Raw genomic sequence first — 25,476 nt, forward strand, 5'->3', positions numbered from 1 at the left:
CCACCATGCGCATACCCTCCACCGAAGCCCCGTCCGGCGAGTTCCGCGCGGCGCCGCTGTTCCCCTTCGCACTGCCAGCGGACACACCGGCCGAACAGTTCGCTGGCTGGCTGCCCTACTCGGCCTACCTCGCCGAAGAGAAGCTCTTCGTGAACCGCGACGGCATGGGCTTCCTTCTGGAAGTGATGCCGCAGTCGGGCGCCGACGAGCGCATGGCCGAGGTGCTGGTCTCGCTCTACGCCAACTGCCCGCCGGACACCGGCCTGCAGTTCCACTTGTTCGCCTCGCCGCACATCCGCCACCAGTTGCGCCAGTACACCAACCTGCGCGTGGAAGACGAGGACCAGGCCGAGAAGGCCCGCCCCTTCGGGCGGCCCGTGCCCAACGAGAACCTGTTCCGCAAGCTCGCTCGACAGCGCGTGCAGCACCTGCTGCGCGGCACGCAGACCTCGCTCACCGCGGGCTTCCACTACACCTTGCGGGACTTCCGGCTGATGCTGAGCGTGTCCTTCCCCGGCGATGCGGCGGATCTGAACAGCCGCGAGGCGCTGCTGACGCTGCGCGACTCGATGGCCGCCACGCTGCGCGCGGCCATGCTGCCCAACCGCGTGTGCGACGCGGCCGACCTCATCAACTGGTGCGCCCTCTTCACGAACCCCGACCGGATCGCGCACTCGGACGCGGAAGACCTGCAGTTCGATGACGATCGGTGGCTGCACTACGACGATGGCCGGGAGATTCGGGACCAGATCGTGGACTTCGACACCATCCAGGATCCGCATCCCTCCGGCATCACCCTATGGAAGGAAACCAGCGCCGAGGTGCTGGAAGCGCGCTTCTACTCGATCAAGAGTTTCCCGGAGAAATTCGCGTTATGGCAGATGGGCTCGCTGATCGGCGACCTCATGCAGCCGGCGCTGCAGTACAGCGCGCCCTTCCTCATCACGCTGGGCGTGCACATCCTGGACCCCAACGCCACCAAGTCCGTCGTCACCGCGAACCACGTGCGCGCCACCCAGAACGCCAAAAGCAAGATGGCGGATGTGATGCCGGATGTGAGGAAGAAGCTCGACGACTGGTCCGCCGCGGCGAACGCCATCGACACCGGCGGCAGCCTCGTCAGTCTGTACCACCAGCTCGCGATCTTCACCCACCCGGACAAGTCCGCCTCGGCGCACGAGGCCGCCAACGCGATCTGGCGCGCACGGGGTTTTCAGCTCAATTCCGACGCCTACATGCACAGGCAGGCCTTGCTCGCGAGCCTGCCCATGACGCTGACGCCGAGGATGCACAAGGACCTGGGCAAGATGCGCCGCGTCACGCGCAAGACCATGTCGAACGCGATCCACATGGCGCCGCTCATTGCGGAGTGGCGCGGCACGCGCACGCCGGCGCTGGTCTTCGGCGGCCGTCGCGGCCAGGTCATGACGCTCGACCTCTACGACAACGATCTCGGGAACTACAACTTCGCCATCATCGGCGCCCCCGGCAGCGGCAAATCGGTGCTGATGAACGAGCTGGCCTGGTCCTACCGCGCGATCGGCGCGAAGGTCTGGATGCTGGACCTGGGCCGCAGCTTCGAGAAGCTCTGCAGGAAAGCGCAGGGCACCTACATCGAGTTCCGCGCGGATTCCAACATCTGCCTGAACCCGTTCACGATCGTGCGCGACATCAACGAAGACATCGACATGCTCGTGCCGGGCATCGCCAAGATGTGCTCGATGCAGCATACGCTGGAGGAGGTGCAGTACAAGGCCATCTCCGCCATGGTGCTCAAGCTCTGGCGCGAACATGGCCCGGACCTCACGATCACCGGCGTGCGCGACGCCTTCAAGACCGGGACCATCGAGGAACTTGGCGTCAACGGTGACCAGCGCATACGGGACCTGGCGATCATGCTCAACCCTTACGCCAAGGGTGGGCAGTACGAGCGCTTCTTCGAGGGCCGGTCCAACGTCGATTTCAGCAACGATTTCATAGTCGTCGAGAATGAGGAACTCAAGCGCCGGCCCGACCTGCACGCGGTGGTCAACATCCTTCTGTTGCACCAGATCACCGGGGAGATGTACCTCACGCGCAACCGGCGCAAGGTGCTTTTCATCGACGAGCTGAAACAGCAGTTGGGGGACATCGGCGCCGACGATCCCGTCAAGGCGGCCGTGGTGGAGGAGGCAGCACGCCGTGCGCGCAAGTACGGGGGCGCGCTCGGCACTGCTACCCAAAGCGCCGACGACTACTACGGCAGCGCCCAGATGGAAGCGGCGTTCAACTGTTCCGACTGGGTGTTCCTGCTGCGGCAGAAGCCCGAATCCATCGAGATGCTCGACCGCAAGGGGCGCCTGTCCATGGACGAGCCGAAGAAGCGACTGCTCAACTCGCTGCGCACCGAGGCCGGCGCTTTTTCCGAACTCTACATTTCCTCGCCCGTCGGCGAGGGTGTCGCCCGCAACATCCTCGACCCGGCGACCCATCTGCTGTTCTCCAACAAGCTGGAGGACAACGCCCCGATTGACGAACTGCGCGCCCAGGGCCTGTCGATCGACGAGGCCATCACCGAGCTGCTGCGGCAGCGGGGGTACGCGCTATGAGGGCGCTCCTGCTGCATGCGCTCGTCGCCGCGCTACTCGCCGCTGCCGGCATCGCGGCCTACGACCGCTGGGTGCTGCGGCCCACGCTCGTCGTCGGCGTGGTGGACCTGTCGGAGGTCTACCGCGCCAAGGAAGCCGAGTTCACGCAGATGCTCACAAGCACCGGCACCGAGGCCGAACGCGAACAGGCGCTCGCACTGGCTCGCCGCTTCTCGCAGCGCCTGCCCGCGGCGCTGGAGGAACTGCCGCGCGAGTGCGGCTGCCTGGTGGTGATCAAGAGCGCGATCGCCGGTGCGCCGAACAGCCGCGATCTCACGCCGGTGCTACGCAGAAAGGTAGACCAGCCATGACCGAACCCGTCTCCACCAATGCGGCCATCCAGGCGTCTGGCTGGTGGCGCCTCCACGTCCGATCCTTCGCGGAGTTCCTGCGCCACATGCGGCGGCGCTGGTACCTGTACCTGCCGGTACTCGCGATCTGGGGCTTCGCCTACGTGCGCCTGTTCGTCGACCCAACGCCGCGCGTGCCGCTGCTCGTGAACTGGACACCAAGCCTGCCGTACCACGTGGCGCTGATGCAGTTCCAGCAGAGGCCCGTGCGGCGCGGCGACCTGATCGTCTTCGCCTTTGCTGGCGAGGCACAGGCGCACTACCGCGGCCTGCGCGGCCAGCCTTTCTTCAAGCGGGTGCGCGGCGTTCCCGGCGATGTGGTCACGGTCTCGGACCGCACGGTCTTCGTCAACGGCGAAGCCGTGGGCCGGGCCAAGACCCACGCCTACGACGGCCATCCGCTCGCGCCCATCGCCCCGGTGGTGATCCCGCCGGGCCACTACTACGTCCAGGGCATCGGGCTCCACAGCTTCGACTCGCGCTATGCCGAGAGCGGACTGGTGCGCGATGGGCAGGTGCTGGGCATCGTCCAGCCGATCTTCTGAGGAGTCGGACCATGCCCCGTAAATCCAGCATCGCCCCCCGCGTGGGCGCCAGCCTCGGCCTCCTGCTGGCTATTCTGGCGGCGGCCTCGAATCCCGGGCGGGCGCAGACCAGCCCGGCCTTCGGTCCGGTGAGCACGCCTTCCACGGCCGCGCCCGCCGATGACATGCCGCTGGCCGACTACCTCGGCCTGCTGCGGCAGATCGCCCCGGCCGCCGAGCAGGGAGCCCGCACCTACCTCGCCGCCGCGCAACTGCGCTGCGGCCGCGCGCCGACCACGACCGAGCTGCGGCAGGCCCTGTCCGAGGGTGACGGCCACCCGGCGCTGATGGGGCTGATTCGCGCCGCCCACCAGCAAAACAAGGCGGCGCGGGACCGGTGGATCGCACAGATCCCGTGCCCGCGGGGAGCTGCGCGATGAAGCGCACCGCCTCTTTCGCCATCGCCCTGCTGGCCGGGACCGGCCTGCCCACGCTCGCCACCGACCTCGGCACCCTGGGGCCGACCTACGAGATCGCCGAGCCCCACCTTCTTCGCATGATCGAGGAGCGCCTGCGGGACAAGGAACGCTCGGGCGAACTGGCCCGCATCGAGCAAGAGGCGCGCGCCCGCGGCACCGACATCGTCAGGAATCCCGTGCCGGTAGCCAGCGTGCGGACCACCGCCACGCCGCGCACCTTCTACTTCAACCCCACGTACACGCTCGACCGCAACCTCCTGGGCGCCCAGGGCGAGCTGCTGTTCGCCGCGGGCACAAAGGCCAATCCGCTGGACATCGTGTCCCTCTCGCGCCACCTGCTGTTCTTCGACGCACGCGACAGCCGCCAAGTCCGCCGCGCACGCGAGCTGATGACGCACTACCAGGGCAAGGTGAAGCCGATCCTGACCGGCGGCTCCTACCTGGATCTCATGAAGTCCTGGCGCGTCCCCGTCTACTACGACCAGCAGGGGATGCTCACGCGGCGCCTGGGCATCACACAGGTGCCCGCCCTCGTCTCGCAGGAGGGCAAGCGGCTGCGCATCGACGAAATGGAGGTGACGCAATGAAGCGCCCCTGGTTCACCTCCTTGCTCCGATGGCTGTCCGGACTGGCCCTGGCTGCAGGCGGCGCTGCCGCAGGCGCGACCACCTGCACCGGCAAGTTCCCCAACCCCATCACGGACATCTGCTGGAGCTGCATCCTGCCGCTGAGCATCGGCAGCGCCCGCATCGGCGACTTCGGTTCGCAGGAAGACATCGAAAACCCCGGCAGCCCGCTGTGCACCTGCGGCGTCAACCCGGTGATCGGCCTGTCGGTCGGCTTCTGGGAGCCGGCCCGGCACGTCGAGGCCGTGCGCAAGCCCTTCTGCCTGACCTCGCTCGGCGGCATCGACCTCAATCCCGGCATCCCGGCACCCGAGGCCGCGCGATTCACACGGTCCGAGGGCGATGGCGATGGTGGCAGTTTCTACCAGGCCCATTTCTACGTGAACCCCGTCCTCTACTACCTGGAGGTGGTCACCGATTTCCCCTGCCTGGAAAAGGGCAGCTTCGACCTGGCCTACCTCACGGAGGTCGACCCGCTCTGGGCCGACGACGAACTCACGCTGATCATCAACCCGGACGCCGTGCTGTTCGCCAATCCGGTGGCCATCGCGGCCTGCGCTGCCGACTGCGTGGCGGCCTCGCTTGGCTTCGGGATCCGGGAGATGTTCTGGTGCGCCGGCTGCCAGGGCGGCCTTTATCCCATGAACGGCCATGTTCCGTACCACTTGGGCGGCGTGCGCACCGCCGCGCTGATGGCACAGCGGCTGACGGCCAAGATGCACCGCGAGCTGATCGCCTGGGGCTGGCACGGCACACCCGGCCTGTGCGGACCGTACTTCCTGCCCGTCATGGACAAGGCCGCCTACAAGACCCAGCTCACCCATCCAATCCCGGCCACGTCAAAGGAAACCGGCAAGTGCTGCCAGCCTTTCGGCCGCCAGACCGTCACCTGGAGCGCTGGCAAGGAGTACCCGGTACGAGGCGAGGACTTCAGCTTCATCTTGTTCAGAAAGAGGAACTGCTGTGTGGGCTACTGACCTTCTCTCGCGACACCGGATCGCCTCGGCCTTGGCGCTGGCGCTGCACGCGACGGCGGCAACGGCCGCCGGACCCGACATCACCGAGGCCGACCTCGAGCGCGTGCGCCGCGAGCAGCCCACCGTCACCGAGCAGGACATCGAGCAGGCGCGGCGCAGGCATCGCGAGCCGGGCGAGGCCGAGCTGAAAGCGGCACCCGTGCCGTCGGCGCCGGCCATCGAGGCCCTGCCCCAGCCGGCGACGCGCACGCCGATAGACCTCGAAGCGCTGGCGCGAGGCTACGCCTCGCAGGTCGACGCGATGCAGGCCGCCGAAGGGCTGGCGCGCGGGCCGGGCCTGTTCGTCTTCGTGAGCCTGTCGATGCCACGGCCCGCCCTGCAGCGCCTGATCGATCAGGCCGCGCGCGCCCGCGCCTCGGTCATCCTACGCGGCCTCGTCAAGGGATCGCTGCGCGAGACCGTGGCGCAACTGCAGCCGCTCATCGGTACGCGCCAGGTGGCGGTGCAGATCGACCCCCCGGCATTCGACCGTTTTTCCATCGTGCGCGTGCCCAGCTTCGTGCTCGTGCGCGACGGCACGCGGCCGGTGTCCTGCGCCAGCGGTACCTGCGCGCCACCCGAGGCCTTCCTGCGCACGGCGGGCGACGTGAGCCTGGACTACGCGCTGGAGCACATGGTGCGCACCGCCCCGGCGTTCCAGGGCGATGCCGCGGGTTTCCTGCAACGGCTGAAGGAGTAGGAGCCCGCCATGCGCCCCGCCCTCGTCCTCCTCCTGCGCCGTGCCGTGGTCTGGCTCACGCTGGCCTGCTTCGTCACGACGCAGACGGTCGCGCAAACCGGTCCGCATGCCGAGGGCACAGCCGCGGGCCAGGCCGCCAACCCGGTGATCCGCGGTACGATCAACGCCCCCGACGCATCGGCGGTGGTGCCGGGCTACACCACGACGCCGCCCGAGCGCGGCTACTACGGCCAGCCCAACCTCTCGGGCCAGACCAGCGCCCGGCTCGCGGCCTGCGCGACCACCCCGAACGATCCTGTGTGCCAGGCGCTGCTGGGCGCGCGGGCCTCGGCCAACACACCGCGCGAGCCCGTCTCGCCCTACGACCCGGCTGTCCTCGACGCGCGCCGCGTGGCGGCCAACCCCTCGACGGCCCTGGAGGACATCGCGAGCTACTACAGCGGCTGCCAGGTGGAGACCGTGGCCACGCCCGCGACGGAGACCCGCGTGTGCCGGCAGTACAGCGGCGCGACTGCCCAGTCGTGCGCCCGCACGCTGTCGGTATCGATCTCGCGCACCAGCAGTTGCCCGCCGGGCGAGTGGTTCGCCCAGGCGGCCTCCGGCAGCGTCGCACTGGGCGTGCAGTGCAAGCCCGACCAGCCGGCCTCGGGCCAGCGCTTCCGGGTGACCAACGCCGGTGTGCCGGTGGCCTTCTTCGACGTCGATGTGGGCTCGGGACTGGTGTTCCCGCAGATGGTGGCCCCCTTGCCCAACCCCGCCTGGCCGCCGGGCGGCCAGAACGGTGTCTGGGTCGTCAACAACCGCTGTGATGGCGATGCCTGCCGGCTGACCGGCTTCATCGCGCAGGAGTACCGCCAGGTCTGCACGGGCGGCGGGGGCGACTCGGGGGACATGAATTGCACCAACGAGCGGCCGTTCCTGGAGGTGTATGGCGCCTGCCCTTCGGGCACGCAGAGCGGCGACCGCATCGCGCACACGACCGGCTCGGGCGGTGATGCCGGCGACATCCAGACCACCTACCTCGACGAGGGCCGCTGCTATGCCCCCAGCACCGACCCGAACGACGCGCCGGGCCAGGACGTCACGGGCACCTATTCGGCCTCTTACTGGCGGTTTGGCAGCAACCGCCCCATCGTGGGCTTCCGGCTGAACGCGTTGTACGGCCCGATCCCGCAGATGACGCTGAGCTTCGAGCGGCCCCACACCACGGTGACCGAGTCGGACCAATGGGATGAGCAGTGCCCCGCACTCGACAGCGACGGCCGCTGCGCCGTCACCGGCGCGGCGCGCTGCGCCGACGGGCCGGCCACCAAGGTGATCGACGGGGCTTCGGTCACACGCGCGTGCTGGCGCTACGAGACCTCGCTCTCCTGCCAGTACGGGACGCCCACCGACGAGTGCGCGCCACTGGCCGCGGCAGGCTGCACGCCATCGGGAACCGTCTGCCGCCAGATGGACCCGGCCACGGGCACCTGCGAAATCGCGGAGAACACCTACAGCTGCCCGGTGGCCCCGGGCTCGGCGGTGACGGCGCGCAACTGCCCGATCGACGTCTTCTGCATCGCGGGCAGCTGCTTCAATACCACGTACACCAACGACGCCGACTTCGCGAGGGCCATGTCCTTCCTGGAAGCGGGACGCGAGGCAGGGGTCTACCTCGATACGGACAACCTCCAGGTATTCCGGGGCGAAGCCAACCGCTGCCGCGACCGCCTGCTCAACAACTGCTGCATGTCGGACGCCTCGGGCCGGGGCATGAGCAACCAGAGTCTATTCGGGGTGGGTTCGCGACTGGTTTTCGATGTGTTGATGAATTCCGGCAACCGCGACTTCCTCTACCACGGAATGCAGGCGCTGCTGATGAGCGGCGGATTCTCAGGCAGCTTTACCACCTATGGCGTCACGGTGGCTATCAATGGCACGGCCCTGCCTGCCGGCTCGTCGGTGCTCTATGCCGGAGAGAGCGTGGTGGTGGCCTTCGACCCATGGAGCCTGGTCATCGCGATCGTCATCTACGTGGTGATGTCTGCGATCTCCTGCGACGAAGAGGAAGGCAAGCTGGCGATGAAGGAAGGCGCACGGCTGTGCCATACGGTCGGCACCTACTGCTCATCCTGCATCCGCATCCTGGGCAAATGCGTCTCCTGCATCACGCACACCACGACCAAGTGCTGCTTCAACTCGGCCCTGGCCAGGATCATCAATGAGCAGGGTCGGCTGCAGGTCGCGAAGTGGTGGGGCACGGCCGAAGCGCCGGACTGTTCGGGCTTCACGATCGCGCAGTTGCAGAGCCTGAACTTCGCGCAGATGGATCTCACCGAGTTCTACGCGTCGATCGTGCCAAACCTGCCTAGCGCAGGAGCGATGCAAGGCGGCGCCGTCGGTCGCGCGAGCAACTGCTACTACGGCGAAGGAAGATGCCAATGAAGAATACCGCCACCCGCGCCAGATCCCGCTTCGCAGGTATCGTCGTGATCCTCCTTCTCGCCACGCGAGCGCATGCCGAGCCGATCCGCACGCCCGTGACCGATGCACGGCCCGTCCTGCTGGCGGCCTTGCAGTCCACGGACGGGGCAGCCCACGGCGTACTCATCGGCAAAGTGGCGGATGCGATCACCCGGCATTTCCAGGCCACCTCGCCGATCTATATCGATGTGTCCACCGTGAAGCGCTACCGGGAGACGGGCTGCAGCCGACTCAAGGTGCTCTTCTGGCAGGCGGGCTTAAAGCTGCCCGACGTTGCGGTGCCGCGCAAGCAGACCATCGAATTCGGTATCAACTACTGCCTCGACGGCCTGCCGCCGAAGTCGCTGCTGTGAGGACGCCATGATGAGCTGCCCCACTTACGCGTACCTGCGGTTGTTGCCGATCCTGGCACTGGCAATGGCGCTGGTCACGGCCGCGGCCCAGGAAGCAGCCCCTGCCGCTGGGCAGGTCGAGCCCCGCCCCTACTGGTCCGACCGCTGGCGCGGCTGGCACTTCTACGAAGACCCTCCGCTGGAGGAGCCCGCGCCGCCACGCGCGCAGGCCGTCCCGGCAAGGCCAACCAAACCGGCAGATCCGCCCCGCCCGCCCGAGCTGGTGGAATTCGAGCGGCTGCAAAAGTCCCTCGAAGACCTGCGCAACATCGCGATCATGCGACCGACCGAGTCCAACGTGCGGCGCTACATGGAGCTGGAGATGCAGGTGGTGAACCGAGCCTCCTACTTCGCCGACGTGGCGCAGCGCGTGGCCTGGGCCACGCCCGAGCTCGATCCGACATTGCAGGGCCGGCCCGTCAACGCCCAGGCGCTGGAGGTCTTCGAGCGCCAGCAGCGGACCGACCGCTCCGCCTCGGTCGCCGAGCTGGGCCGCGACCACGTGATCATCTTCTTCTATCGCAGCGACTGCCCCTACTGCCACGCCTTCGCGCCCACCCTGCAGGCATTCGAGGCGCGCCACGGCATCCAGGTCGTACCCGTGAGCGTGGACGGCGGCCCGATGCCGGGCTTCCCGCGCGCCCGCCCCGACAACGGCATCGCCACGGCTCTGCAGGTGACCCAGGTGCCGGCCGTTTTCCTGGCCCAGCCCACCACCGGAAAGATCACCCCGATCGGATCCGGCGTGCTCTCCGAGTCGCAGCTGCTCGAGCGCATCGCCATCGTCTCCTCGCCCACCGGCGAGGCCATGCTGCCCGGCGCGACCCAGCACCTGGCCCTGCCCTAGGAGGTTTCCATGTCCCGTCCCTCCCGCCCTGTCCGTGCTCGCAAGGCCGTCGCGCTGGCCGCGGCCCTGGTCGTGCTATCCGCCACGCTGCCCGCCCGCGCCGACCTCAACAGCGAGGTCAATGACATGTTCAACAACCTGGGCGCCATCGGCAACTACACCGCACCGGGAGCATTTCGCGGGCAGACCTACAACACCTACACCGGCGGCTCGCTCATGATGCGATCGCCCAACAAGGTCTATCAGCTCGCGGCGATCCAGTTTCCGAGCGTGAAGGCGGGCTGCGGCGGGATCGACGTGTTCGGCGGCTCGTTCTCGCACATCTCCGCACAGGAGTTCAAAAACCTCTTGCGCAACATCACGGCCGCGCTGCCCGGCATTGCGTTCCAGCTCGCGCTCGAGGCCGTGTCCCCACTCCTCGGGGGCCTGACCAAGTGGGCGAAGGGGCTGGAGACCTGGATCAACAATGCCCGCATCAATTCTTGCGAGACCGCGAAGGCGATCGTCAGCAGCGCGGCCGAGGCTGTGGGCTACAGCTCGCAGGAAACCTGCTCGGACCTGGCGATGGAGATGGGCCTTGAGAGCGACCGCGACGCTGCCCGCCGCCGTTGCTGGACCGACCGGCCCAGCATCCTGTCTTCTGCCCGCTCATCGGGCGATGCCAATGTGCGCAACAAGGCGCCTTTCGTGGGCAACCTGACCTGGAAGGCGCTGCAGTACACCGGCTCCTCCCTCGACGACGCAGGGCGTGAATTGATCATGAGCATGGTCGGCACCGTCATCTATTACCCCGAGGAATCGGGACGCGACCCGGAGCCGATCGCACCGACCCTGACGTCGATCAGCCAGTTGCTCTACGGCCAGGCCGCCGGATCGGGCAACAACGTCATCCAGCACCTGCTGCGCTGCAACGACTATTCGACCTGCGACGTCGTCTCGACCAACACCGCCTACGACCACGTGCCCTTCACGGCGCGCGTGGAGACCATGATGCGCTCGATCGCCGACCGCATCGCCACCCGCACGGCCATCCCCAACAATTCCGCCGAGGTCGGCTTCGTCAACCAGACCACCGAGCCGGTCTACAAGATGCTCTCGGTGGGCACCAGCATCCCGGGCTCGGGTCTGGCCGACAGCCTGATCGGCCAGTACCGCGACGTGATCGCGGCGGACTACGCCCACGTCTTTCTCGAAAGGAACCTGCGCCTGGGCATGGCGGCCCTGGCGAAGGACTACACGCTGCAGCAGACGCAGCGCGACCAGGCCAACCAGATCCGCCAGCGCGCCCAGGCCATCCTGCTGCAGATCTCCCAGGAGAAGAACCTCCTGTATGCGAAGGTCGGTTCCTACCGCGCCGTCGCCAGCCACCTGGAGCAGTTGGAGCGCCAGTTGCGCTCGAGCATGCCCCAGCATGTGATGGACATGCTGGGCCAGCAGGCGGCCCACCTGTCGCGTTGACGCCGATGGTAGGGCACGACCATGTGGGAGATCTACGCCTACCAGAACGCGGACAGCCTGTTCGGAGTATTCAACGCGTCCGCCGCGATTCACGCCTCCGGCGACTACGCCTCAGCCGTCGCGGCGGTGGCCTTCTGCGGCTTCGTCGCCGCGCTCATCGCCTACGCGTTTGCCCCTGAAAAGCTCCAAGGCTGGAAGTGGCTCGCCTCCGTGGTGCTGGTCTTCGGCATCCTGATTGTGCCCAAGGTCACCGTGGGCATCGTCGACAAGACCGGCGGCTCGCCGGTCAAGGTCGTGGACAACGTGCCCTTCGGGGTGGCGCTGCTGGGCAGCCTGACCAGCACCATCGGACACACGCTCACCGGGCTATTCGAGACCGCCTTCCAGGTGATCCCTGGAGCGGGGGCCTTGCCTTCGGAGCTCTCCTACCAGCAGAACGGTTTGATGTTCGGCAACCGCCTCGTCAGGGAGACCGGCAACGTGGTGTTCCAGGATCCCGCCTTCCGCACGGACCTCGTGAACTTCATTCACAACTGCGCGATGTACGACCTGATCGACGGCTCGCTCGATCCGGCCACATTCTCCGCCTCCAACGATGTCTGGCCGCTGATGGCCTCACCCAACCCTGCGCGATTCAGCACGCTCACGGGCGCAGGCGGAGCCGTGGGCGTGGACACCTGCCCGAACGTGTACCAGAGCCTCAATGGTCGGCTGCCGGCACAGTTGCAGCGCATCCAGAGGCGCCTGGCCTTCCAGCTTAACCCGACGCTGCCCGGCACCGCGGCGGCAGCCGCGATCGCAGGCCAGATCCAGCAGGCCTACCTCAAGAACAGCATCGCCAACGCATCGGCCACTGCCGCGGACATCATCCGGCAAAACGCGATGCTCAACGCGCTGGAGGACACCGGCAAGATCGTCGGGCAGAAGATCAACGACCCGGCCTCCATGGTGCTGGCCGTGGGGCGGGCCCAGGCCGTGGCTCAGATGAACGCTTCATGGCTGAACTACGGCAAGGTGGCCGAGCAGGCGCTGCCCGTCTTCCGCAACGTGATCGAAGCGGTCACCTACGCAATGTTCCCGCTGTTCGTGCTCCTGCTGCTGCTCACCAGCGGCCGCGAGACGATGATGGCGTTCAAGGGGTATGCGTCGATCCTGATCTGGATCCAGCTCTGGCCGCCGCTGTACGCCATCCTCAACTACATGGCCTCGATCTACGCGGCCTACGACCTGGCAGCCGCGGCGGACCTGGGTACCGGCGCGAAAGCGCTGGCGCTGCAAACGGCCTCGGTGATTTACTCACGTGCGCTGTCGGGAGAGGCCATCGTCGGGTACCTGGCGATTAGCATCCCGTTCGTGGCCTGGGCCGCCTTGAAGAGGATGGAGAACTTCGGCACGGCGCTGGTGGGCGGGCTGTCGGGGCTGCAGGCCACGCTGTCGGGTTCGACCTCGGCAGCTACGGTGGGCAACACGTCGCTCGGCAACGTCTCCATGGACCAGATGCAGCTCGCGCCCAACCGCACCTCGGCCTTCATGGGCAGTTGGCAACACGACCTGAGCGGCAACACCTTCTCGTCGAACGCTCTCACGGGCATGACGGCGGTGAGCCTGCTGCGCAACCAGGGCTACGCCTCGCGGGTCGTGTCGATGCGGGTGTCCGAACAGGACGTGCAGGACGCCAGTCGGCAGGTGGATGCCGCGCGCAGCGAGGCTGTGGCAGCCAGCAGCGAGCGCTCGTCCGTGCTGGCGGAGGCATTCACGAAAGGCGTGGCCAAGCTGCGGTCATCGCGTAGCAGCAACGGCTCCACGTCAAGTAGCTTCGAGCAGTTCGGCGAGACGCTCAACCGGCTCGACCAAATCAGCAAGAGCGTGGCGGATACCACCGGCCTCACGCAATCGCAGGTTGCGCGGATTGCTCTTGGCGCATCGGGCCGCCTGGGCGTCAACACCCCCATTGCCAGCCTCAACGGCACAGCCTCAGCCGACAAGAACTACATGTCGGGCCTGTCAGCAGCCGAACAGAAAGTCCTCACGTCAATGAACAGCGAGCAACTCGCCGAGTTCAAGCAGTTCGGCGACCGAGCCTCCCAGGACAGGAGCTTCATGAACATCATCGCCAGCGATGCGCGCGAAGCGCAGGATCTTTCCGCCCGCCTTTCCTCGACTGCGGCACGTTCGGAGCGTGCCGACGCAAGCCTCGCGGAGCGAAGCGCCTTTGCGGAGCGCGTCTCGACCGCCTACGAACGGGGCGAGACTATCGCCATCGACATCGCCCAGGACCCGCACAACCTCGCCATGTTCACCCGCTACGCCGAGCAGTACGGCGGCAACAGCGCCTCGGCGCGCGTGCTTATGGAAGCGGAACTGGCCCGGCAGTCCCTGCGCCCCCATAGCGTGTTCTCGGACGGCACTGCGGTGCCCATGGCCTTTGGGGACCTTCAGGCCCAGCACTTGCGGAACTCCGGCGATCCGGCATTGGCACCCGACCTCACAGGACGCCACCAATCAAATCAGGGTGACGTGCGCCGGTTCGGTGGCGGTGCCACGCCACCCACGCCGACGGCGGGTTCGGCTTCATCAATGCGCAGCACGGTTCGGGAGGAAGGCAAACGTATCCGGGCAACCACTTCGGCCGATCAGGGAACATTCGACCGCAAGGCACAGATCACGAGGACGCCCGACGGCACCCTGGCGTCCGAGCGCTCCCTGATGATGCAAACGGGTAAACAGGTCAAAGAGGATGCCGCGCCGTTGATCGATGAAGCGAAAGAAGCTGTAAAGAAGGCCCTGAAAAAATAGCTGATCAGAGGTTCTTGTCCGCGTCGAGCATGTGGTTCCCATACTCGGGCCGAGGTGGCTTCATGAACTGTGGATGGCCTTCATCGCGCCAGTAATTGGCAGCGAGATCTCGACCTGACGTGCCCATTCCAGGAATCGGTTCAAGTTCTTCTTCCGCATGGAGTGGAAGGCGCCGTCGCCGCTTCCCGACCTGCGACAACCCACCGCCGATTGCTCCGCCGAACAGCGCGCCCACGGCCATCATGACGATGCGCAGGCCCCAGTCGTCGTTGCGTGCAGGCAGGTACCCAGCGCCGACGCCCAGCAGCAGGAAGAAGAGGAAGATGGCTTTTCGCATGAGCACCTCCTGACAGTTACCCTATCAGCGGCGACCTTCATGTCAAGACCTCCAAGGGCCTTCCAGCCTCTCACCACACGATATGGTCGGCTGGCGCCGTCGAATGTCCGAGTTCCTCAATCTTCCTGGGAGCCCTGCGAATCCTAGACTGCCGTCTGCGTCTCGCGGACTGCAGCCTCGATCACGTCGAAAGCGACCGTCGGCACACGGTCGGCTAACGCTTGCGCTCTTTGATGGAGATCACCTCGGCGTTGTCCAGGCAGATGACCGCCAGCACGGTGTCACTGCGATGGCTCGCGCGTGCCCCACAGCTTGAGAGCGCTGCCGAACCGCTTGAATCGACTGAGGCACTTGCGCGGGCCGCGAATGGCACAGGTGCCGCGAGCGTGAACGGGCGGATTTCCCGATGACAAATCCTCTTTGTCGCTTTTGGCAATGACGTTTACATTCCCTTCGTATCGGAAATGCAACCAACGGAGGGGCGGATGATGAAGCGGATCTCAAAGGCAGCGGCGGCGGCTGGTCTCTCGCTGCTAGCGAGCGGCTGTGCCACATTCAGCCAGCAGAAGGCGCTCACGGAGAAAGTGAGCCCCGTCATTTCACAACTGCGACAACGTCAGGCCGAGGCGGACGCTGCCCGGATGGCGTTCTACGCAGCCGCGCCCATTCTCAACAGCCAGGTGGACGCCACTGAACTAAATGGCATGATCAGCGCGCTGTGCGCGCCGCCTCCACCGATTCCGGCAGAAGCGCTCGATGCGCTGGACGCATTCCAGCGGCAGCTGACCGTGCTCAGCAAGGAACCCGATGCCAGCTTTTCGGGCTATCAGCAGAGCATCGCCACCACACAGAAGACGCTCAACAGCCTCACTGCACTGGGCGACTACCAGGCCCGGGAAATACAACGCCGGAAGGACGCGGCCGAGCAGGAGGCCGATATCGTGAAGCGCGAATTGGACTGCGGCACTGTGATCCGACAGAACTTTGCTGCGGAGATCACTGGGCCTGATTTCGGCACGGATGTCAAGGCGTTGGGCTCGGTAGCTGTGATCCAAGCAGTCGGCGCGCTCATCCTCAAGATCGAGCAGATCGCGGACCGCGAGCTTCGCGCTGCCGCGCTACGCCAGTACGTCGCCATCTACAAGGCAGAGGTGGCTGTCGCCTTGGACCAACTCGATTCCAGCACGAGCCAAGGCGCCATCGCCAACGATCCGGAGCTGCGCAAGTCCAAAGTACCACCGGGTGCGCGCAGCGCCTACTCCCGTATGCTGCGCGAGCACCTTCAATACCTTGAGCGCAAGGCCTTGCTACTGCTACGCGATGCACGAAACCCGGCCTTGCCCCGCACTCTCAACCTGCAGGCCGCAGACGCGTTCGCCGAGACCGCAGCAGCGCACGCCAAGGTGCTGGGCGCTCTCACGATCGCCGACCGGACTCTAGCCAGCTTGCGCACTTGGTACTGGACCTACACGCGGGCTATCGAGGCCGGTCCGTCAAGCCCCAGCGAGTTGGTTGACGCGCTGTTCGCTGCCACCAAGGATCTGAGCGCATTGGACAGTTTGTATGGCTCCTTCGACAAGGCCCGCAACCAATAGGAGGCGGCTGTTCCTCGGCCTCGCTGTGGCGGGCTGCGGCGGCCTCGCCCTCGCGGCCGCTTGGCAGGAAGGCACCAAGCCCTATATCTACAAGGGCTTCAAGCCCGATCCATCGCTGGAGCTATCCTGGCAAGTGGCAATCGTGCTGCGCAAGACCCCCGATGCAATCCGCTGCGGAGGCGCGGTCATTGCATCGCGCTGGGTTCTCACCGCCGCCCACTGCTTTGATGGCATCGACGCCTCCGACGTCCGCGTCATCGCCAATACGCGGAATCTCAATGATCCGGCGCGAACCGTGCGCCGGGTCAACGAACTCGAGACCTACTACCACCAGGGACTGGAATACAGCGCCTCGTCCCGGCGCTTCGACGCCGCGCTGCTCAAGCTCGACCAGCCCATCGCGGCAAAACCGCTGGAACTCGCCTCCGCGGCCGAAGCGTCGCTGGACGCCGTAGGAGCGAAGGCCCAGGTCTTCGGCTGGGGTATCACGGAATCGGGGGTGTTTTCCACCGACTTGCTGGCAGCGAACGTCACCATCCATCCCGGCGCGACATGCCAAGCATCGGGTCCTGGGATACCTCCGCTGGCGGACACGCTGATGATCTGTGCAGGGGGGAACGTCGAGGACGCATGCAGCGGCGACAGCGGGGGACCGCTCGTGGCTGAGCTGGGCGGCCGACAGTTCGTGATCGGCATCGTCAGCCGCGGCGTCGACTGCGCGAAGCATCAGGGAGCCGGCATCTACACGCGAGTTCGCGCCCTGAGCACTTGGATCTCCACAATGCGCGCCAAGCACGCCGATCCCGGAGAAATCGAGCAGCGCTAAAGGTGAGACGCTTCTTACCAGGCCAATGCAACGCGCAAGAACGAAACCGGACACGGGGCACGTAACCAGTTCACCAGCCCATCCAGCGCAAAACCCTCTACAGCATGCAGGGAATACGTGTGCGCTTCGGGTTTCTGCACCCATCTATGTCGCAAGGGAAGCCCATCCCGTCCCAGAACTGGTGGACCCCTGGGTGGACCCCTGGCTGCCGAACAAAGAAAAAGGGCTCCTAACTTGATAGCTAGGAGCCCTTATCGTTATTGGTCGGCGTGGCGGGATTCGAACTCGCGACCCCTTGCACCCCATGCAAGTGCGCTACCAGGCTGCGCTACACGCCGACAAGACTTAGATTATATACACAAAAAACCTTAGCTCAGAGAAAGTAGTGCACGAATCTCAAATAACTCTTTGCGCACTGCATTGGAGTCCAATGCGAAACCTCCCGACGGGATCGACAGATCGGTGGCGCTGTCCATCAACATGCTGGGCAACTCACTGTCCAGCTGCTCCAATGCACCATCCACCCCAGACTCTTCGCGCGCCGGGTGAGCCAACTCCTGGAGACGATTGCGCGCCCCGCTGATGGTGAAGCCCTGGTCATACAGCAGGTCCCGGATACGGCGGATCATGAGCACCTCGTGGTGCTGGTAGTAGCGCCGATTGCCGCGCCGCTTCATGGGACGCAGCTGCGTGAACTCTTGCTCCCAGTACCGCAGCACATGGGGCTTGACGCCGCACAACTCCGCAACCTCACCAATCGTGAAGTATCGCTTGGCAGGAATGGAAGGAAGGGTGGTGCCCATGGGATGCGGATTCAAACCGGAAAGCCGACAAGCGTACTGCAGACGCGCCAATACTGCCAGCCACCAATCTCATCTTGAGAACAAAATCGGCACAAGCTCACACTGCAGCCGCCGTCTGAATCTGCTCCTTGAGCTTGCTGCTGGCATGGAAGGTCACGACCCGGCGCGCCTTGATGGGAATGGCCTCTCCGGTACGCGGATTGCGCCCCGGGCGGGGTGCCTTGGTGCGGATCTGAAAGTTGCCAAAGCCCGAAAGTTTGACATCCTTGCCTTCGACCAGGCTCTGCGCAATCAGGTCGAAGAACGCATCGATCATGTCCTTGGACTCACGCTTGTTCAGGCCGATCTGATCGAACAACAGATCCGCCAGCTGCGCCTTGGTCAGCGCCGGGGTTTCCAAGCTTTCGACGGCAAATTCGATCACGGCATCACTCCCATTCAACATCATCAAACCCGCAGCTTTGCACCCGTGCGCTGGGCCAACTGCGCCACCACGGACTGCACGGCAGCGTCGATCTCGGCCTCGGTCAGCGTGGCTTCGTCGCTGCCCAGCGTCAAGCGCACAGCCAGACTCTTCTCGCCCTGCGCCAACCCACCCGCAGGGGCCTCTTCGCCCGCACGCAGTGTCTTGGGGCGATATACGTCAAACAGCACCGCCGAGCGCAGCATGGCACCGGGCACGGCCTGCTGCACTGCTGCCATGATCTCGGCATGCGTCACACGCTCGGCCACTACCACGGCCAGATCGCGCTCCACAGCTTGGTGCTTGGCCACGGACTTGAACTGCGGCACCACGCGCTGCAAGACGGCATCCAGCTCCAGCTCGAACATCACGGGGGCCTGGGGCAGATCCCAGGACTGGCGCCACTGTGGATGCAACTCGCCCACATAACCGATGGCACGTCCTTGCACCAGCACGCGGGCGCAACGGCCCGGGTGCATGGCAGGATGGGTGCCGGGCTCAAAGGTCGCCTGCAGCGGGGCCAGTAGCGCCTCGACATCGCCCTTCACATCGAAGAAGTCGATGCCCTGCTCCTTGCGCCCCCACTGCAGCATGTCATTGGGGCCATAGGCCACCCCTGCGACGCGCATGGGCTGATGGAAGCCTTCCACCGTCGTGTCGGTGTTGTGCACCGTTGCATCGCGCAGGAACACGCGGCCCAGCTCGAACACACGCACACGCTGGGCCTTGCGGTCCAGGTTGAATTTCAAAACTTGCAGCAAAGAACCCAGCAGGGTCGAACGCATCACGCTCATCTGGCTGGCAATCGGGTTGAGCAGCTTGATGGGCTGCGGATTGGCCACCAGCTCATGCTCCCAACGCTCTTCCACGAAGCTGAAGTTGATGGTTTCCTGGTAGCCCAAACCTGCCAGAGAACGGCGCACAGCAAACGGACTCCGCGTGGCTTCGGCCGGCAACTTGGGCGTGATGGGAGCCAGCGGCGGCGTGGTGGGCAGGTTGTTGTAGCCCATCATGCGCGCCACTTCTTCGATCAGGTCTTCTTCGATGGTGATGTCGAAGCGATACGCAGGCGGCGTGACGGTGAGCGTGCCGTCGCCCTGCACCACCGGCAGGCCCAGGCGCACCAAAACGTCAGCGCATTGCGCCTGGGTCAGCGGCATGCCGATGACCTTGGACGCACGCGCCACGCGCAGCGTAACGGGCTGAGGCACCGGCAGGTTCACAGACTGGTCGTCCATGGGGCCGCAGGCCGTATCGGGCGTGCCACAGATGTCGATGACCAGCTGGGTGATGCGCTCGATGTGCTCGACCGTGAGGCTCGGATCCACACCGCGCTCAAAGCGGTGCCCAGCATCGGTCGAGAAGTTGAAGCGGCGCGAGCGCCCTGCCACGGCCTTGGGCCACCAGAAGGCGGCTTCAATGTAGATGTGTTTCGTGTCGTCGGACACCGCCGTGGCATCGCCGCCCATGATGCCGGCCAGCGATTCAACCTGGTTGGCATCGGCAATCACACCGACCTTGTCATCTACCGTGATCGTGTTGCCATTGAGCAGCTTGAGCTGTTCGCCCGGTTTGCCCCAGCGTACATCCAGGCCACCATGGATCTTGTCCAGATCAAAAATGTGCGAGGGACGGCCCAGCTCGAACATCACATAGTTGGAGATGTCCACCAGGGGCGACACACCGCGCTGGCCACAGCGGGCCAGGCGGTCCAGCATCCACTGGGGCGTGGCCGCACGCGTGTTCACGTTGCGCACAATGCGGCCGGAGAAGCGGCCGCACAGATCGGGCGCGCTGATCTTCACAGCCAGTTTGTCGGCGGTCTTCGCAGCCACGGCTGGGAAGGCCTGTTGCTTCAGCGGAACGCCAGTCAACGCCGAGACTTCGCGCGCAATACCGTACACGCTCAGGCAGTGCGCCAAGTTGGGCGTGAGCTTGAGCGTGAACAACGTGTCGTCCAGGTTCAGGTGCTCACGGATGTCCTGGCCCAGGGGGGCCGACGCATCCAGCTCCAGCAGGCCACCATGGTCTTCCGACAGCTTGAGTTCGCGCGCCGAGCACAACATGCCCTGGCTTTCCACGCCACGCAGCTTGCCCACCTTGATGAGGAAGGGCTTGCCATCATCGCCAGGCGGCAACTCGGCTCCCACCATAGCGCAGGGCACCTTGATGCCCACGCGTGCATTGGGTGCGCCGCACACGATGTTGAGCAGGGCGCCCTGCCCCACGTCCACCTGGCACACGCGCAGGCGGTCGGCATCAGGGTGCTGCACAGCCTCCTTGATCTCGCCCACCACGATCTTGGTGAAAGGGGGCGCCACAGGGCGCAGCTCTTCCACCTCCAGGCCAGCCATGGTCAGCGTTTCGGCCAATTCAGCCGTCGTCAAAGGGGGGTTGCAAAACTCGCGCAACCAGGATTCAGGAAATTGCATAGTCGGACACTCTTGTTCGGAAGGTGCAGCGTGAGGCCACCAGGCCCGCCACGCAGCGAACGAAATCGGCTGGTGTTACTGGAACTGCGAGAGAAAACGGATGTCGCCGTCAAAGAACAGGCGCAGATCGTTCACGCCATAGCGCAGCATGGTCAGGCGGTCCGGGCCCATGCCGAAGGCGAAGCCGATGTACTTCTCAGGGTCGAGGCCCATGTTCCGCACCACGTTGGGATGCACCTGACCGGAGCCCGCCACTTCGAGCCAGCGGCCTGCCAGCGGGCCGGTCTGGAACTGAATGTCGATCTCGGCGCTGGGCTCAGTGAAGGGGAAGAAGCTAGGACGGAAGCGCAGCACCAGGTCGTCGCTCTCGAAGAAGGTGCGGCAAAACGCCGTGAAGATCACCTTCAGGTCCTTGAAGCTCACGTTCTCGCCCACCCACAGGCCTTCGCACTGGTGGAACATGGGTGAGTGTGTGGCGTCGCTGTCCACACGGTAGGTACGGCCGGGGGCAATCACCCGGATCTCGGGCATGGTCTGGCCCGCATCGAGCAGCGCACGGTGTTTTTTCACATGCTGCACCGCGTGGCGGATCTGCATGGGGCTGGTGTGGGTGCGCAGCAGGTTGGGCGCCTCAGGGGTGCCACCTTCCACGTAGAAGGTGTCGTGCATGGAACGCGCGGGGTGGTCTTCCGGCGTGTTCAGTGCAGTGAAGTTGAACCAGTCGGTCTCGATCTCGGGGCCCTGGGCCACGTCGAAACCCATGGAGCCGAAGATGCCCTCGATGCGTTCGAGCGTGAGCGACACGGGGTGCAGGCCGCCCTGCCCACGCTGGCGCCCTGGCAGGCTCACGTCCAGTGCTTCGGCCTTGAGCTGCACCTGCAACTCTGCGTCGGCCAGCGCCTGGCGGCGCGCGGTCAGCGCTGCCTCAATGGCCTGCTTGGCCACGTTGATGGCTGCACCACGAGACTTTTTTTCCTCGACGGAAAGCTGCGCCATGCCCTTCATGAGTTCGGTCACACGGCCCGACTTGCCAAGAAACTGCGCCTTGGCGTTTTCCAGATCAGCGGGAGTGGCGCTTTGGGCAAACAGTTGCGTCGCGCTTTCAACCAGGGAATCCAACTCGTTCATATCGACTCTTGAAAATGAACAAGGGCTAGTGCCTTTTCAAGCCCTAGCCCTTGCTGTTATTGCGCAAGCAGCTATCAGAACGATAGCCGCTCATCGTGAACTCAAGCAGCCAGCTTGGCCTTGACTTGCTCCACGATGCTGCCAAAGGCAGCCTTGTCGTGCACTGCGAGGTCGGCCAGCATCTTGCGGTCGATCTCGATGGATGCCTTCTTCAGGCCGTTGGCGAACTGGCTGTAGGTCAGGCCCAGTTCACGCGCAGCGGCATTGATACGGGCGATCCACAACTGGCGGAACACGCGCTTCTTGGTGCGGCGGTCACGGTAGGCATATTGCCCAGCCTTCATTACCGCCTGTTTGGCGATACGGAAGACGTTACCGCGGCGACCACGGAAACCCTTAGCAAGGGCGAGAACTTTCTTGTGACGGGCACGGGCCGTTACACCACGTTTGACGCGAGGCATGTATGTACTCCTTGTTCGTCAGTAAATTAAACGCCCATGCCGGGCAGCATCTGTGAAATCGAGCCCATATTGGTCTCGTGCACAGCAACCGCACCACGCAGATGGCGCTTGTTCTTGGTGGTCTTCTTGGTCAAGATGTGACGCTTGAAGGCTTGACCGCGCTTGACGGTGCCACCGGGACGAACGCGGAAACGTTTTTTCGCGCTGCTCTTGGTCTTCATTTTGGGCATATGAATGCTCCTTTTTCATTGTGCTCGTGAGGCGTTTGCAAACCGATCTGCAAACTTGTTGGCCCCGAGCCACTTTTTCGAAAGGCTTTCGCCTCTCGTTTGGCAGTGTTTGCACACCACCTTCAAGTACCGCGCCCTTTCAGGCCCAGCGCTCAAATCTTGATATTCACCCCACCACCACTCAGGCGGCTGCACCCGGCGCCGGAGCACCTTCTGCAGCAGGCTTGGCAGCAGGCTTCTTGCGGCCTGGCGCAATCATCATGATCATCTGGCGGCCTTCCAACTTGGGAAACTGTTCAATGATGATGGTGTCTGCCAGCTCGTCGCGGATGCGGTTGAGCAATGCAAGGCCCAATTCCTGGTGCGTGATCTCGCGGCCACGGAAGCGCAGCGTGATCTTGCACTTGTCGCCATCCGCCAGAAAACGGCGGATATTGCGCATCTTGATGTTGTAGTCGCCATCGTCCGTCCCGGGGCGGAACTTGACTTCCTTGATCTCAATGACCGTCTGCTTGGCTTTGGCTTCCGCCGCACGCTTTTGCTCTTGGTACTTGAACTTGCCGTAGTCCATGAGGCGGCACACTGGCGGATTTGCCGTAGCGGCAATTTCCACCAGATCCACATCCAGCTCGCCGGCCATGCGCAGCGCTTCCATCAGGCTGACAACACCCAAAGGCTCATTATCAGGCCCGGACAGGCGGACTTCCGGGGCCATGATTTCACGGTTCAGGCGGTGCTTGCGCTCTTCCCGGTGGCGACGATCACGAAATTCAGTAGCGATGGCTATCTTCCTTGAATCAAAACACTACAATTTTTGTAGCAACAACCGCACAACTGGCAGGCGCCAAAGCATGTTTTAAGGCAAAAATCAGGCTTTGGTGGCGATGTCTTGGGCGATCAGCTCAGCGAACGCTTCAACGGACATCACGCCGAGGTCACGATTGCCTCGGCCGCGCACTGCGACGGCTCCTGCGGCCTTCTCCTTGTCGCCCGCGACAAGGATGTACGGCAGCTTTTGCAACGAATGCTCACGTATTTTATACGTAATCTTCTCATTGCGCAGATCGACCGCCACTCTAAGGTCTTGATTCGGCAGTGCTTTTTGCAGTTTTGCTGCAATTTCGCGACAGTAATCGGCCTGCGCATCGGTGATATTGAGCACAGAAACCTGCACCGGCGCAAGCCACACAGGGAAGGCGCCAGCATAGTGCTCAATCAGCATCCCGATGAAGCGCTCCATGCTGCCCACCGTCGCGCGGTGCAGCATCAGTGGGCGTTTGCGGGTGCCGTCTTCGGCCACGTATTCGGCGTCCAGGCGCTCAGGCAGGTTCGGGTCGATCTGCATCGTGCCGCACTGCCACTGGCGGCCCAAGGCGTCCTTGAGCGTGTACTCGATCTTGGGGCCGTAAAACGCGCCCTCGCCTTCGGCGATCTCGAACTCGCAGCCCGAATGGCGCAGGCCGTCCATGAGCGCCTTTTCGGCGCGGTCCCACGACTCATCCGAGCCGATGCGCGCCTCGGGGCGCGTGGCCACCTTGTAGATGATGTCCGTGAAGCCGAAGTCCTTGTAGACCTTCTGCACCAGCGCCGTGTAGTTGGCGCACTCTTCCAAAACCTGCTCCTCGGTACAGAAGATGTGGCCATCGTCCTGCGTAAAGCCGCGCACGCGCATGATGCCGTGCAGGCCGCCCGTGGGCTCATTGCGGTGGCAGGCACCGAACTCGCCGTAGCGCAATGGCAGGTCGCGGTAGCTCTTGATGCCCTGCTTGTAGATCAGGATGTGGCCGGGGCAATTCATCGGCTTGAGCGCGTACTCACGCTTTTCCGACTCGGTCGTGAACATGTTGTCGCGGTACTTGTCCCAGTGGCCCGTCTTCTCCCACAGGCTCTTGTCCAGGATCTGCGGGCCCTTCACTTCCTGGTAGCCGTTGTTGCGGTACACGCGGCGCATGTACTGCTCCACCTCCTGCCACAAAGCCCAGCCCTTGGGGTGCCAGAACACGGTGCCGGGCGAATGCTCGTCCATATGGAACAGATCCAGTTCACGACCCAGCTTGCGGTGGTCGCGCTTTTCGGCCTCTTCCAGCATCGTCAGGTACTGCTGCAGTTCCTCCTTGGAAGTCCAGGCCGTGCCATAGATACGCTGCAGCATCTCGTTGCGATGGTCACCGCGCCAGTAGGCGCCCGCCACCTTCATCAGCTTGAAGAACTTCAGCTTGCCCGTGCTGGGCACATGGGGGCCACGGCACAGGTCTTCAAAATTGCCTTCGCGGTACAGGCTCACATCCTCGTTGCTCGGGATGCTCGCAATGATCTCGGCCTTGTAGCGCTCGCCCAGGCCCTTGAAGTAGGCCACGGCCTCGTCGCGCGGCAGAACGCGACGTACCACGGGCTCGTCCTTGGCGGCGAGTTCGGTCATGCGCTTTTCGATGGCCACCAGGTCCTCAGGCGTGAAGGGGCGCTTGTATGAGAAGTCGTAGAAGAAGCCGTTCTCGATCACCGGGCCAATGGTCACCTGGGCCTCCGGAAACAGCTCCTTGACGGCATAGGCCAGCAAGTGCGCTGTAGAGTGGCGAATGACCTCCAGGCCATCGGCATCCTTGGCCGTGATGATGGACAGCGGGCTGTCGGCCGTGATCTGGTGGCTGGTGTCCACCACCTTGCCGTCGATCTTGCCCGCAAGGGCGGCCTTGGCCAGGCCAGCGCCGATAGAGGCGGCCACTTCGGCCACCGTGACAGGGCCCGGGAATTCGCGCTGCGAGCCATCAGGAAGCGTGATGTGAATCATGGGAGTAACTCTTTCTTTTCAATCAGTGCAATGGGTGCGGGCACGCGCCAGGCCCAGAAAACAAAAAAGCGCGGAACAGGTCCGCGCTTTTGGAGGGGTGTGCAATCTCGTGCAGGCGCGAACAGCCAGCCT

At 64.6% G+C, this 25,476-nt stretch carries 23 protein-coding genes and 1 tRNA gene; 14 read left to right on the forward strand and 10 right to left on the reverse strand.

Annotated features, from left to right (window positions below; translation table 11 throughout):
• Nucleotides 1-5 precede the first annotated feature (5 nt).
• The 12 genes from traC to A1D30_RS11175 are packed head-to-tail and all read left to right on the forward strand — an operon-like array spanning nt 6 to nt 14,281.
• Nucleotides 6-2,588 (forward strand): type IV secretion system protein TraC, encoded by a 2,583-nt coding sequence (gene traC / locus A1D30_RS11120; RefSeq protein WP_013722354.1) that lies wholly within the window; start codon nt 6-8, stop codon nt 2,586-2,588.
• Nucleotides 2,585-2,938, forward strand: coding sequence for a hypothetical protein (locus A1D30_RS11125; RefSeq protein WP_063460689.1), 354 nt, complete (start codon nt 2,585-2,587; stop codon nt 2,936-2,938). The genes traC and A1D30_RS11125 overlap by 4 nt, the downstream gene beginning before the upstream one ends.
• Nucleotides 2,935-3,522 carry a conjugative transfer signal peptidase TraF gene (gene traF, locus A1D30_RS11130; protein WP_013722356.1) on the forward strand — a complete coding sequence of 196 codons (588 nt, stop codon included), beginning with the start codon at nt 2,935-2,937 and terminating at the stop codon, nt 3,520-3,522. Before A1D30_RS11125 ends, traF (A1D30_RS11130) begins: the two co-directional genes overlap by 4 nt.
• A gap of 11 nt (nt 3,523-3,533) precedes the next feature.
• Nucleotides 3,534-3,941, forward strand: coding sequence for a hypothetical protein (locus A1D30_RS11135; RefSeq protein WP_013722357.1), 408 nt, complete (start codon nt 3,534-3,536; stop codon nt 3,939-3,941).
• The gene (gene traW, locus A1D30_RS11140) at nt 3,938-4,567 is read left to right on the forward strand and encodes a type-F conjugative transfer system protein TraW (protein ID WP_013722358.1); all 630 of its coding nucleotides are present in this window, start codon (nt 3,938-3,940) and stop codon (nt 4,565-4,567) included. The genes A1D30_RS11135 and traW overlap by 4 nt, the downstream gene beginning before the upstream one ends.
• On the forward strand, nt 4,564-5,583 hold the full coding sequence (locus tag A1D30_RS11145) for a TraU family protein (RefSeq protein WP_063460690.1): 1,020 nt from the start codon (nt 4,564-4,566) through the stop codon (nt 5,581-5,583). Before traW ends, A1D30_RS11145 begins: the two co-directional genes overlap by 4 nt.
• Complete coding sequence (gene trbC / locus A1D30_RS11150) at nt 5,570-6,322, forward strand: type-F conjugative transfer system pilin assembly protein TrbC (protein WP_016448306.1); 753 nt, start codon at nt 5,570-5,572, stop codon at nt 6,320-6,322. The genes A1D30_RS11145 and trbC overlap by 14 nt, the downstream gene beginning before the upstream one ends.
• Nucleotides 6,323-6,331: 9 nt before the next feature.
• Entirely contained in the window at nt 6,332-8,749 is a 2,418-nt protein-coding gene (traN, locus tag A1D30_RS11155; RefSeq protein WP_063460691.1) for a type-F conjugative transfer system mating-pair stabilization protein TraN, read from the forward strand.
• The gene (locus tag A1D30_RS11160) at nt 8,746-9,141 is read left to right on the forward strand and encodes a hypothetical protein (protein WP_016448308.1); all 396 of its coding nucleotides are present in this window, start codon (nt 8,746-8,748) and stop codon (nt 9,139-9,141) included. The genes traN and A1D30_RS11160 overlap by 4 nt, the downstream gene beginning before the upstream one ends.
• Before the next feature lie 7 nt (nt 9,142-9,148).
• Nucleotides 9,149-10,027, forward strand: a complete 879-nt coding sequence (gene traF / locus A1D30_RS11165) for a conjugal transfer protein TraF (RefSeq protein ID WP_063460692.1) — start codon at nt 9,149-9,151, stop codon at nt 10,025-10,027.
• A 9-nt stretch (nt 10,028-10,036) separates the two neighbouring features.
• Entirely contained in the window at nt 10,037-11,485 is a 1,449-nt protein-coding gene (locus A1D30_RS11170) for a conjugal transfer protein TraH (protein ID WP_063460693.1), read from the forward strand.
• Between the two features lie 21 nt (nt 11,486-11,506).
• Nucleotides 11,507-14,281: a conjugal transfer protein TraG N-terminal domain-containing protein gene (locus A1D30_RS11175; protein WP_063460694.1), complete on the forward strand. Its 2,775-nt coding sequence runs from the start codon at nt 11,507-11,509 to the stop codon at nt 14,279-14,281.
• A gap of 4 nt (nt 14,282-14,285) precedes the next feature.
• On the opposite strand, the gene A1D30_RS11180 is transcribed toward A1D30_RS11175, so the two are convergent.
• Nucleotides 14,286-14,618 carry a hypothetical protein gene (locus tag A1D30_RS11180; protein ID WP_063460695.1) on the reverse strand — a complete coding sequence of 111 codons (333 nt, stop codon included), beginning with the start codon at nt 14,616-14,618 and terminating at the stop codon, nt 14,286-14,288.
• 485 nt (nt 14,619-15,103) lie between these two features.
• Here A1D30_RS11180 and A1D30_RS11185 point away from each other — a divergent pair, with 485 nt between their 5' ends.
• Complete coding sequence (locus A1D30_RS11185) at nt 15,104-16,213, forward strand: hypothetical protein (RefSeq protein ID WP_063460934.1); 1,110 nt, start codon at nt 15,104-15,106, stop codon at nt 16,211-16,213.
• Complete coding sequence (locus A1D30_RS11190; protein WP_016448312.1) at nt 16,182-17,039, forward strand: serine protease; 858 nt, start codon at nt 16,182-16,184, stop codon at nt 17,037-17,039. Before A1D30_RS11185 ends, A1D30_RS11190 begins: the two co-directional genes overlap by 32 nt.
• A gap of 261 nt (nt 17,040-17,300) precedes the next feature.
• Here the strand turns inward: A1D30_RS11190 and A1D30_RS11195 are convergent.
• From A1D30_RS11195 to thrS, 9 genes are all read right to left on the reverse strand, one after another.
• Nucleotides 17,301-17,377 (reverse strand) — tRNA-Pro (locus A1D30_RS11195).
• 30 nt (nt 17,378-17,407) lie between these two features.
• Nucleotides 17,408-17,842: a MerR family transcriptional regulator gene (locus A1D30_RS11200; protein ID WP_063460696.1), complete on the reverse strand. Its 435-nt coding sequence runs from the start codon at nt 17,840-17,842 to the stop codon at nt 17,408-17,410.
• 97 nt (nt 17,843-17,939) lie between these two features.
• A complete protein-coding gene (locus tag A1D30_RS11205; RefSeq protein ID WP_242421871.1) occupies nt 17,940-18,287 on the reverse strand; it encodes an integration host factor subunit alpha in 348 nt (115 codons plus the stop codon).
• 2 nt (nt 18,288-18,289) lie between these two features.
• Entirely contained in the window at nt 18,290-20,737 is a 2,448-nt protein-coding gene (pheT, locus tag A1D30_RS11210) for a phenylalanine--tRNA ligase subunit beta (RefSeq protein ID WP_063460698.1), read from the reverse strand.
• 75 nt (nt 20,738-20,812) lie between these two features.
• Nucleotides 20,813-21,865, reverse strand: coding sequence for a phenylalanine--tRNA ligase subunit alpha (gene pheS, locus A1D30_RS11215; RefSeq protein WP_063460699.1), 1,053 nt, complete (start codon nt 21,863-21,865; stop codon nt 20,813-20,815).
• A 101-nt stretch (nt 21,866-21,966) separates the two neighbouring features.
• Nucleotides 21,967-22,326, reverse strand: a complete 360-nt coding sequence (rplT, locus tag A1D30_RS11220) for a 50S ribosomal protein L20 (protein WP_005795139.1) — start codon at nt 22,324-22,326, stop codon at nt 21,967-21,969.
• A 26-nt stretch (nt 22,327-22,352) separates the two neighbouring features.
• The gene (rpmI, locus tag A1D30_RS11225) at nt 22,353-22,556 is read right to left on the reverse strand and encodes a 50S ribosomal protein L35 (RefSeq protein ID WP_008904041.1); all 204 of its coding nucleotides are present in this window, start codon (nt 22,554-22,556) and stop codon (nt 22,353-22,355) included.
• A 181-nt stretch (nt 22,557-22,737) separates the two neighbouring features.
• Nucleotides 22,738-23,343 carry a translation initiation factor IF-3 gene (gene infC / locus A1D30_RS11230; protein WP_082836404.1) on the reverse strand — a complete coding sequence of 202 codons (606 nt, stop codon included), beginning with the start codon at nt 23,341-23,343 and terminating at the stop codon, nt 22,738-22,740.
• A gap of 81 nt (nt 23,344-23,424) precedes the next feature.
• Complete coding sequence (gene thrS / locus A1D30_RS11235) at nt 23,425-25,344, reverse strand: threonine--tRNA ligase (RefSeq protein WP_063460701.1); 1,920 nt, start codon at nt 25,342-25,344, stop codon at nt 23,425-23,427.
• Nucleotides 25,345-25,476 lie beyond the last annotated feature (132 nt).

It is taken from the genome of Acidovorax sp. GW101-3H11 (assembly GCF_001633105.1).
Lineage (GTDB): Bacteria > Pseudomonadota > Gammaproteobacteria > Burkholderiales > Burkholderiaceae_C > Acidovorax.

Bases quoted from the DNA above. Each gene is read 5' to 3' on its own strand.
- traC (WP_013722354.1), top strand. From the start codon at position 6: ATGCGCATACCCTCCACCGAAGCCCCGTCCGGCGAGTTCCGCGCGGCG.
- A1D30_RS11125 (WP_063460689.1), top strand. From the start codon at position 2,585: ATGAGGGCGCTCCTGCTGCATGCGCTCGTCGCCGCGCTACTCGCCGCT.
- traF (WP_013722356.1), top strand. From the start codon at position 2,935: ATGACCGAACCCGTCTCCACCAATGCGGCCATCCAGGCGTCTGGCTGG.
- A1D30_RS11135 (WP_013722357.1), top strand. From the start codon at position 3,534: ATGCCCCGTAAATCCAGCATCGCCCCCCGCGTGGGCGCCAGCCTCGGC.
- traW (WP_013722358.1), top strand. From the start codon at position 3,938: ATGAAGCGCACCGCCTCTTTCGCCATCGCCCTGCTGGCCGGGACCGGC.
- A1D30_RS11145 (WP_063460690.1), top strand. From the start codon at position 4,564: ATGAAGCGCCCCTGGTTCACCTCCTTGCTCCGATGGCTGTCCGGACTG.
- traN (WP_063460691.1), top strand. From the start codon at position 6,332: ATGCGCCCCGCCCTCGTCCTCCTCCTGCGCCGTGCCGTGGTCTGGCTC.
- A1D30_RS11160 (WP_016448308.1), top strand. From the start codon at position 8,746: ATGAAGAATACCGCCACCCGCGCCAGATCCCGCTTCGCAGGTATCGTC.
- traF (WP_063460692.1), top strand. From the start codon at position 9,149: ATGATGAGCTGCCCCACTTACGCGTACCTGCGGTTGTTGCCGATCCTG.
- A1D30_RS11170 (WP_063460693.1), top strand. From the start codon at position 10,037: ATGTCCCGTCCCTCCCGCCCTGTCCGTGCTCGCAAGGCCGTCGCGCTG.
- A1D30_RS11175 (WP_063460694.1), top strand. From the start codon at position 11,507: ATGTGGGAGATCTACGCCTACCAGAACGCGGACAGCCTGTTCGGAGTA.
- A1D30_RS11180 (WP_063460695.1), bottom strand. From the start codon at position 14,618: ATGCGAAAAGCCATCTTCCTCTTCTTCCTGCTGCTGGGCGTCGGCGCT.
- A1D30_RS11185 (WP_063460934.1), top strand. From the start codon at position 15,104: ATGATGAAGCGGATCTCAAAGGCAGCGGCGGCGGCTGGTCTCTCGCTG.
- A1D30_RS11190 (WP_016448312.1), top strand. From the start codon at position 16,182: ATGGCTCCTTCGACAAGGCCCGCAACCAATAGGAGGCGGCTGTTCCTC.
- A1D30_RS11200 (WP_063460696.1), bottom strand. From the start codon at position 17,842: ATGGGCACCACCCTTCCTTCCATTCCTGCCAAGCGATACTTCACGATT.
- A1D30_RS11205 (WP_242421871.1), bottom strand. From the start codon at position 18,287: ATGTTGAATGGGAGTGATGCCGTGATCGAATTTGCCGTCGAAAGCTTG.
- pheT (WP_063460698.1), bottom strand. From the start codon at position 20,737: ATGCAATTTCCTGAATCCTGGTTGCGCGAGTTTTGCAACCCCCCTTTG.
- pheS (WP_063460699.1), bottom strand. From the start codon at position 21,865: ATGAACGAGTTGGATTCCCTGGTTGAAAGCGCGACGCAACTGTTTGCC.
- rplT (WP_005795139.1), bottom strand. From the start codon at position 22,326: ATGCCTCGCGTCAAACGTGGTGTAACGGCCCGTGCCCGTCACAAGAAA.
- rpmI (WP_008904041.1), bottom strand. From the start codon at position 22,556: ATGCCCAAAATGAAGACCAAGAGCAGCGCGAAAAAACGTTTCCGCGTT.
- thrS (WP_063460701.1), bottom strand. From the start codon at position 25,344: ATGATTCACATCACGCTTCCTGATGGCTCGCAGCGCGAATTCCCGGGC.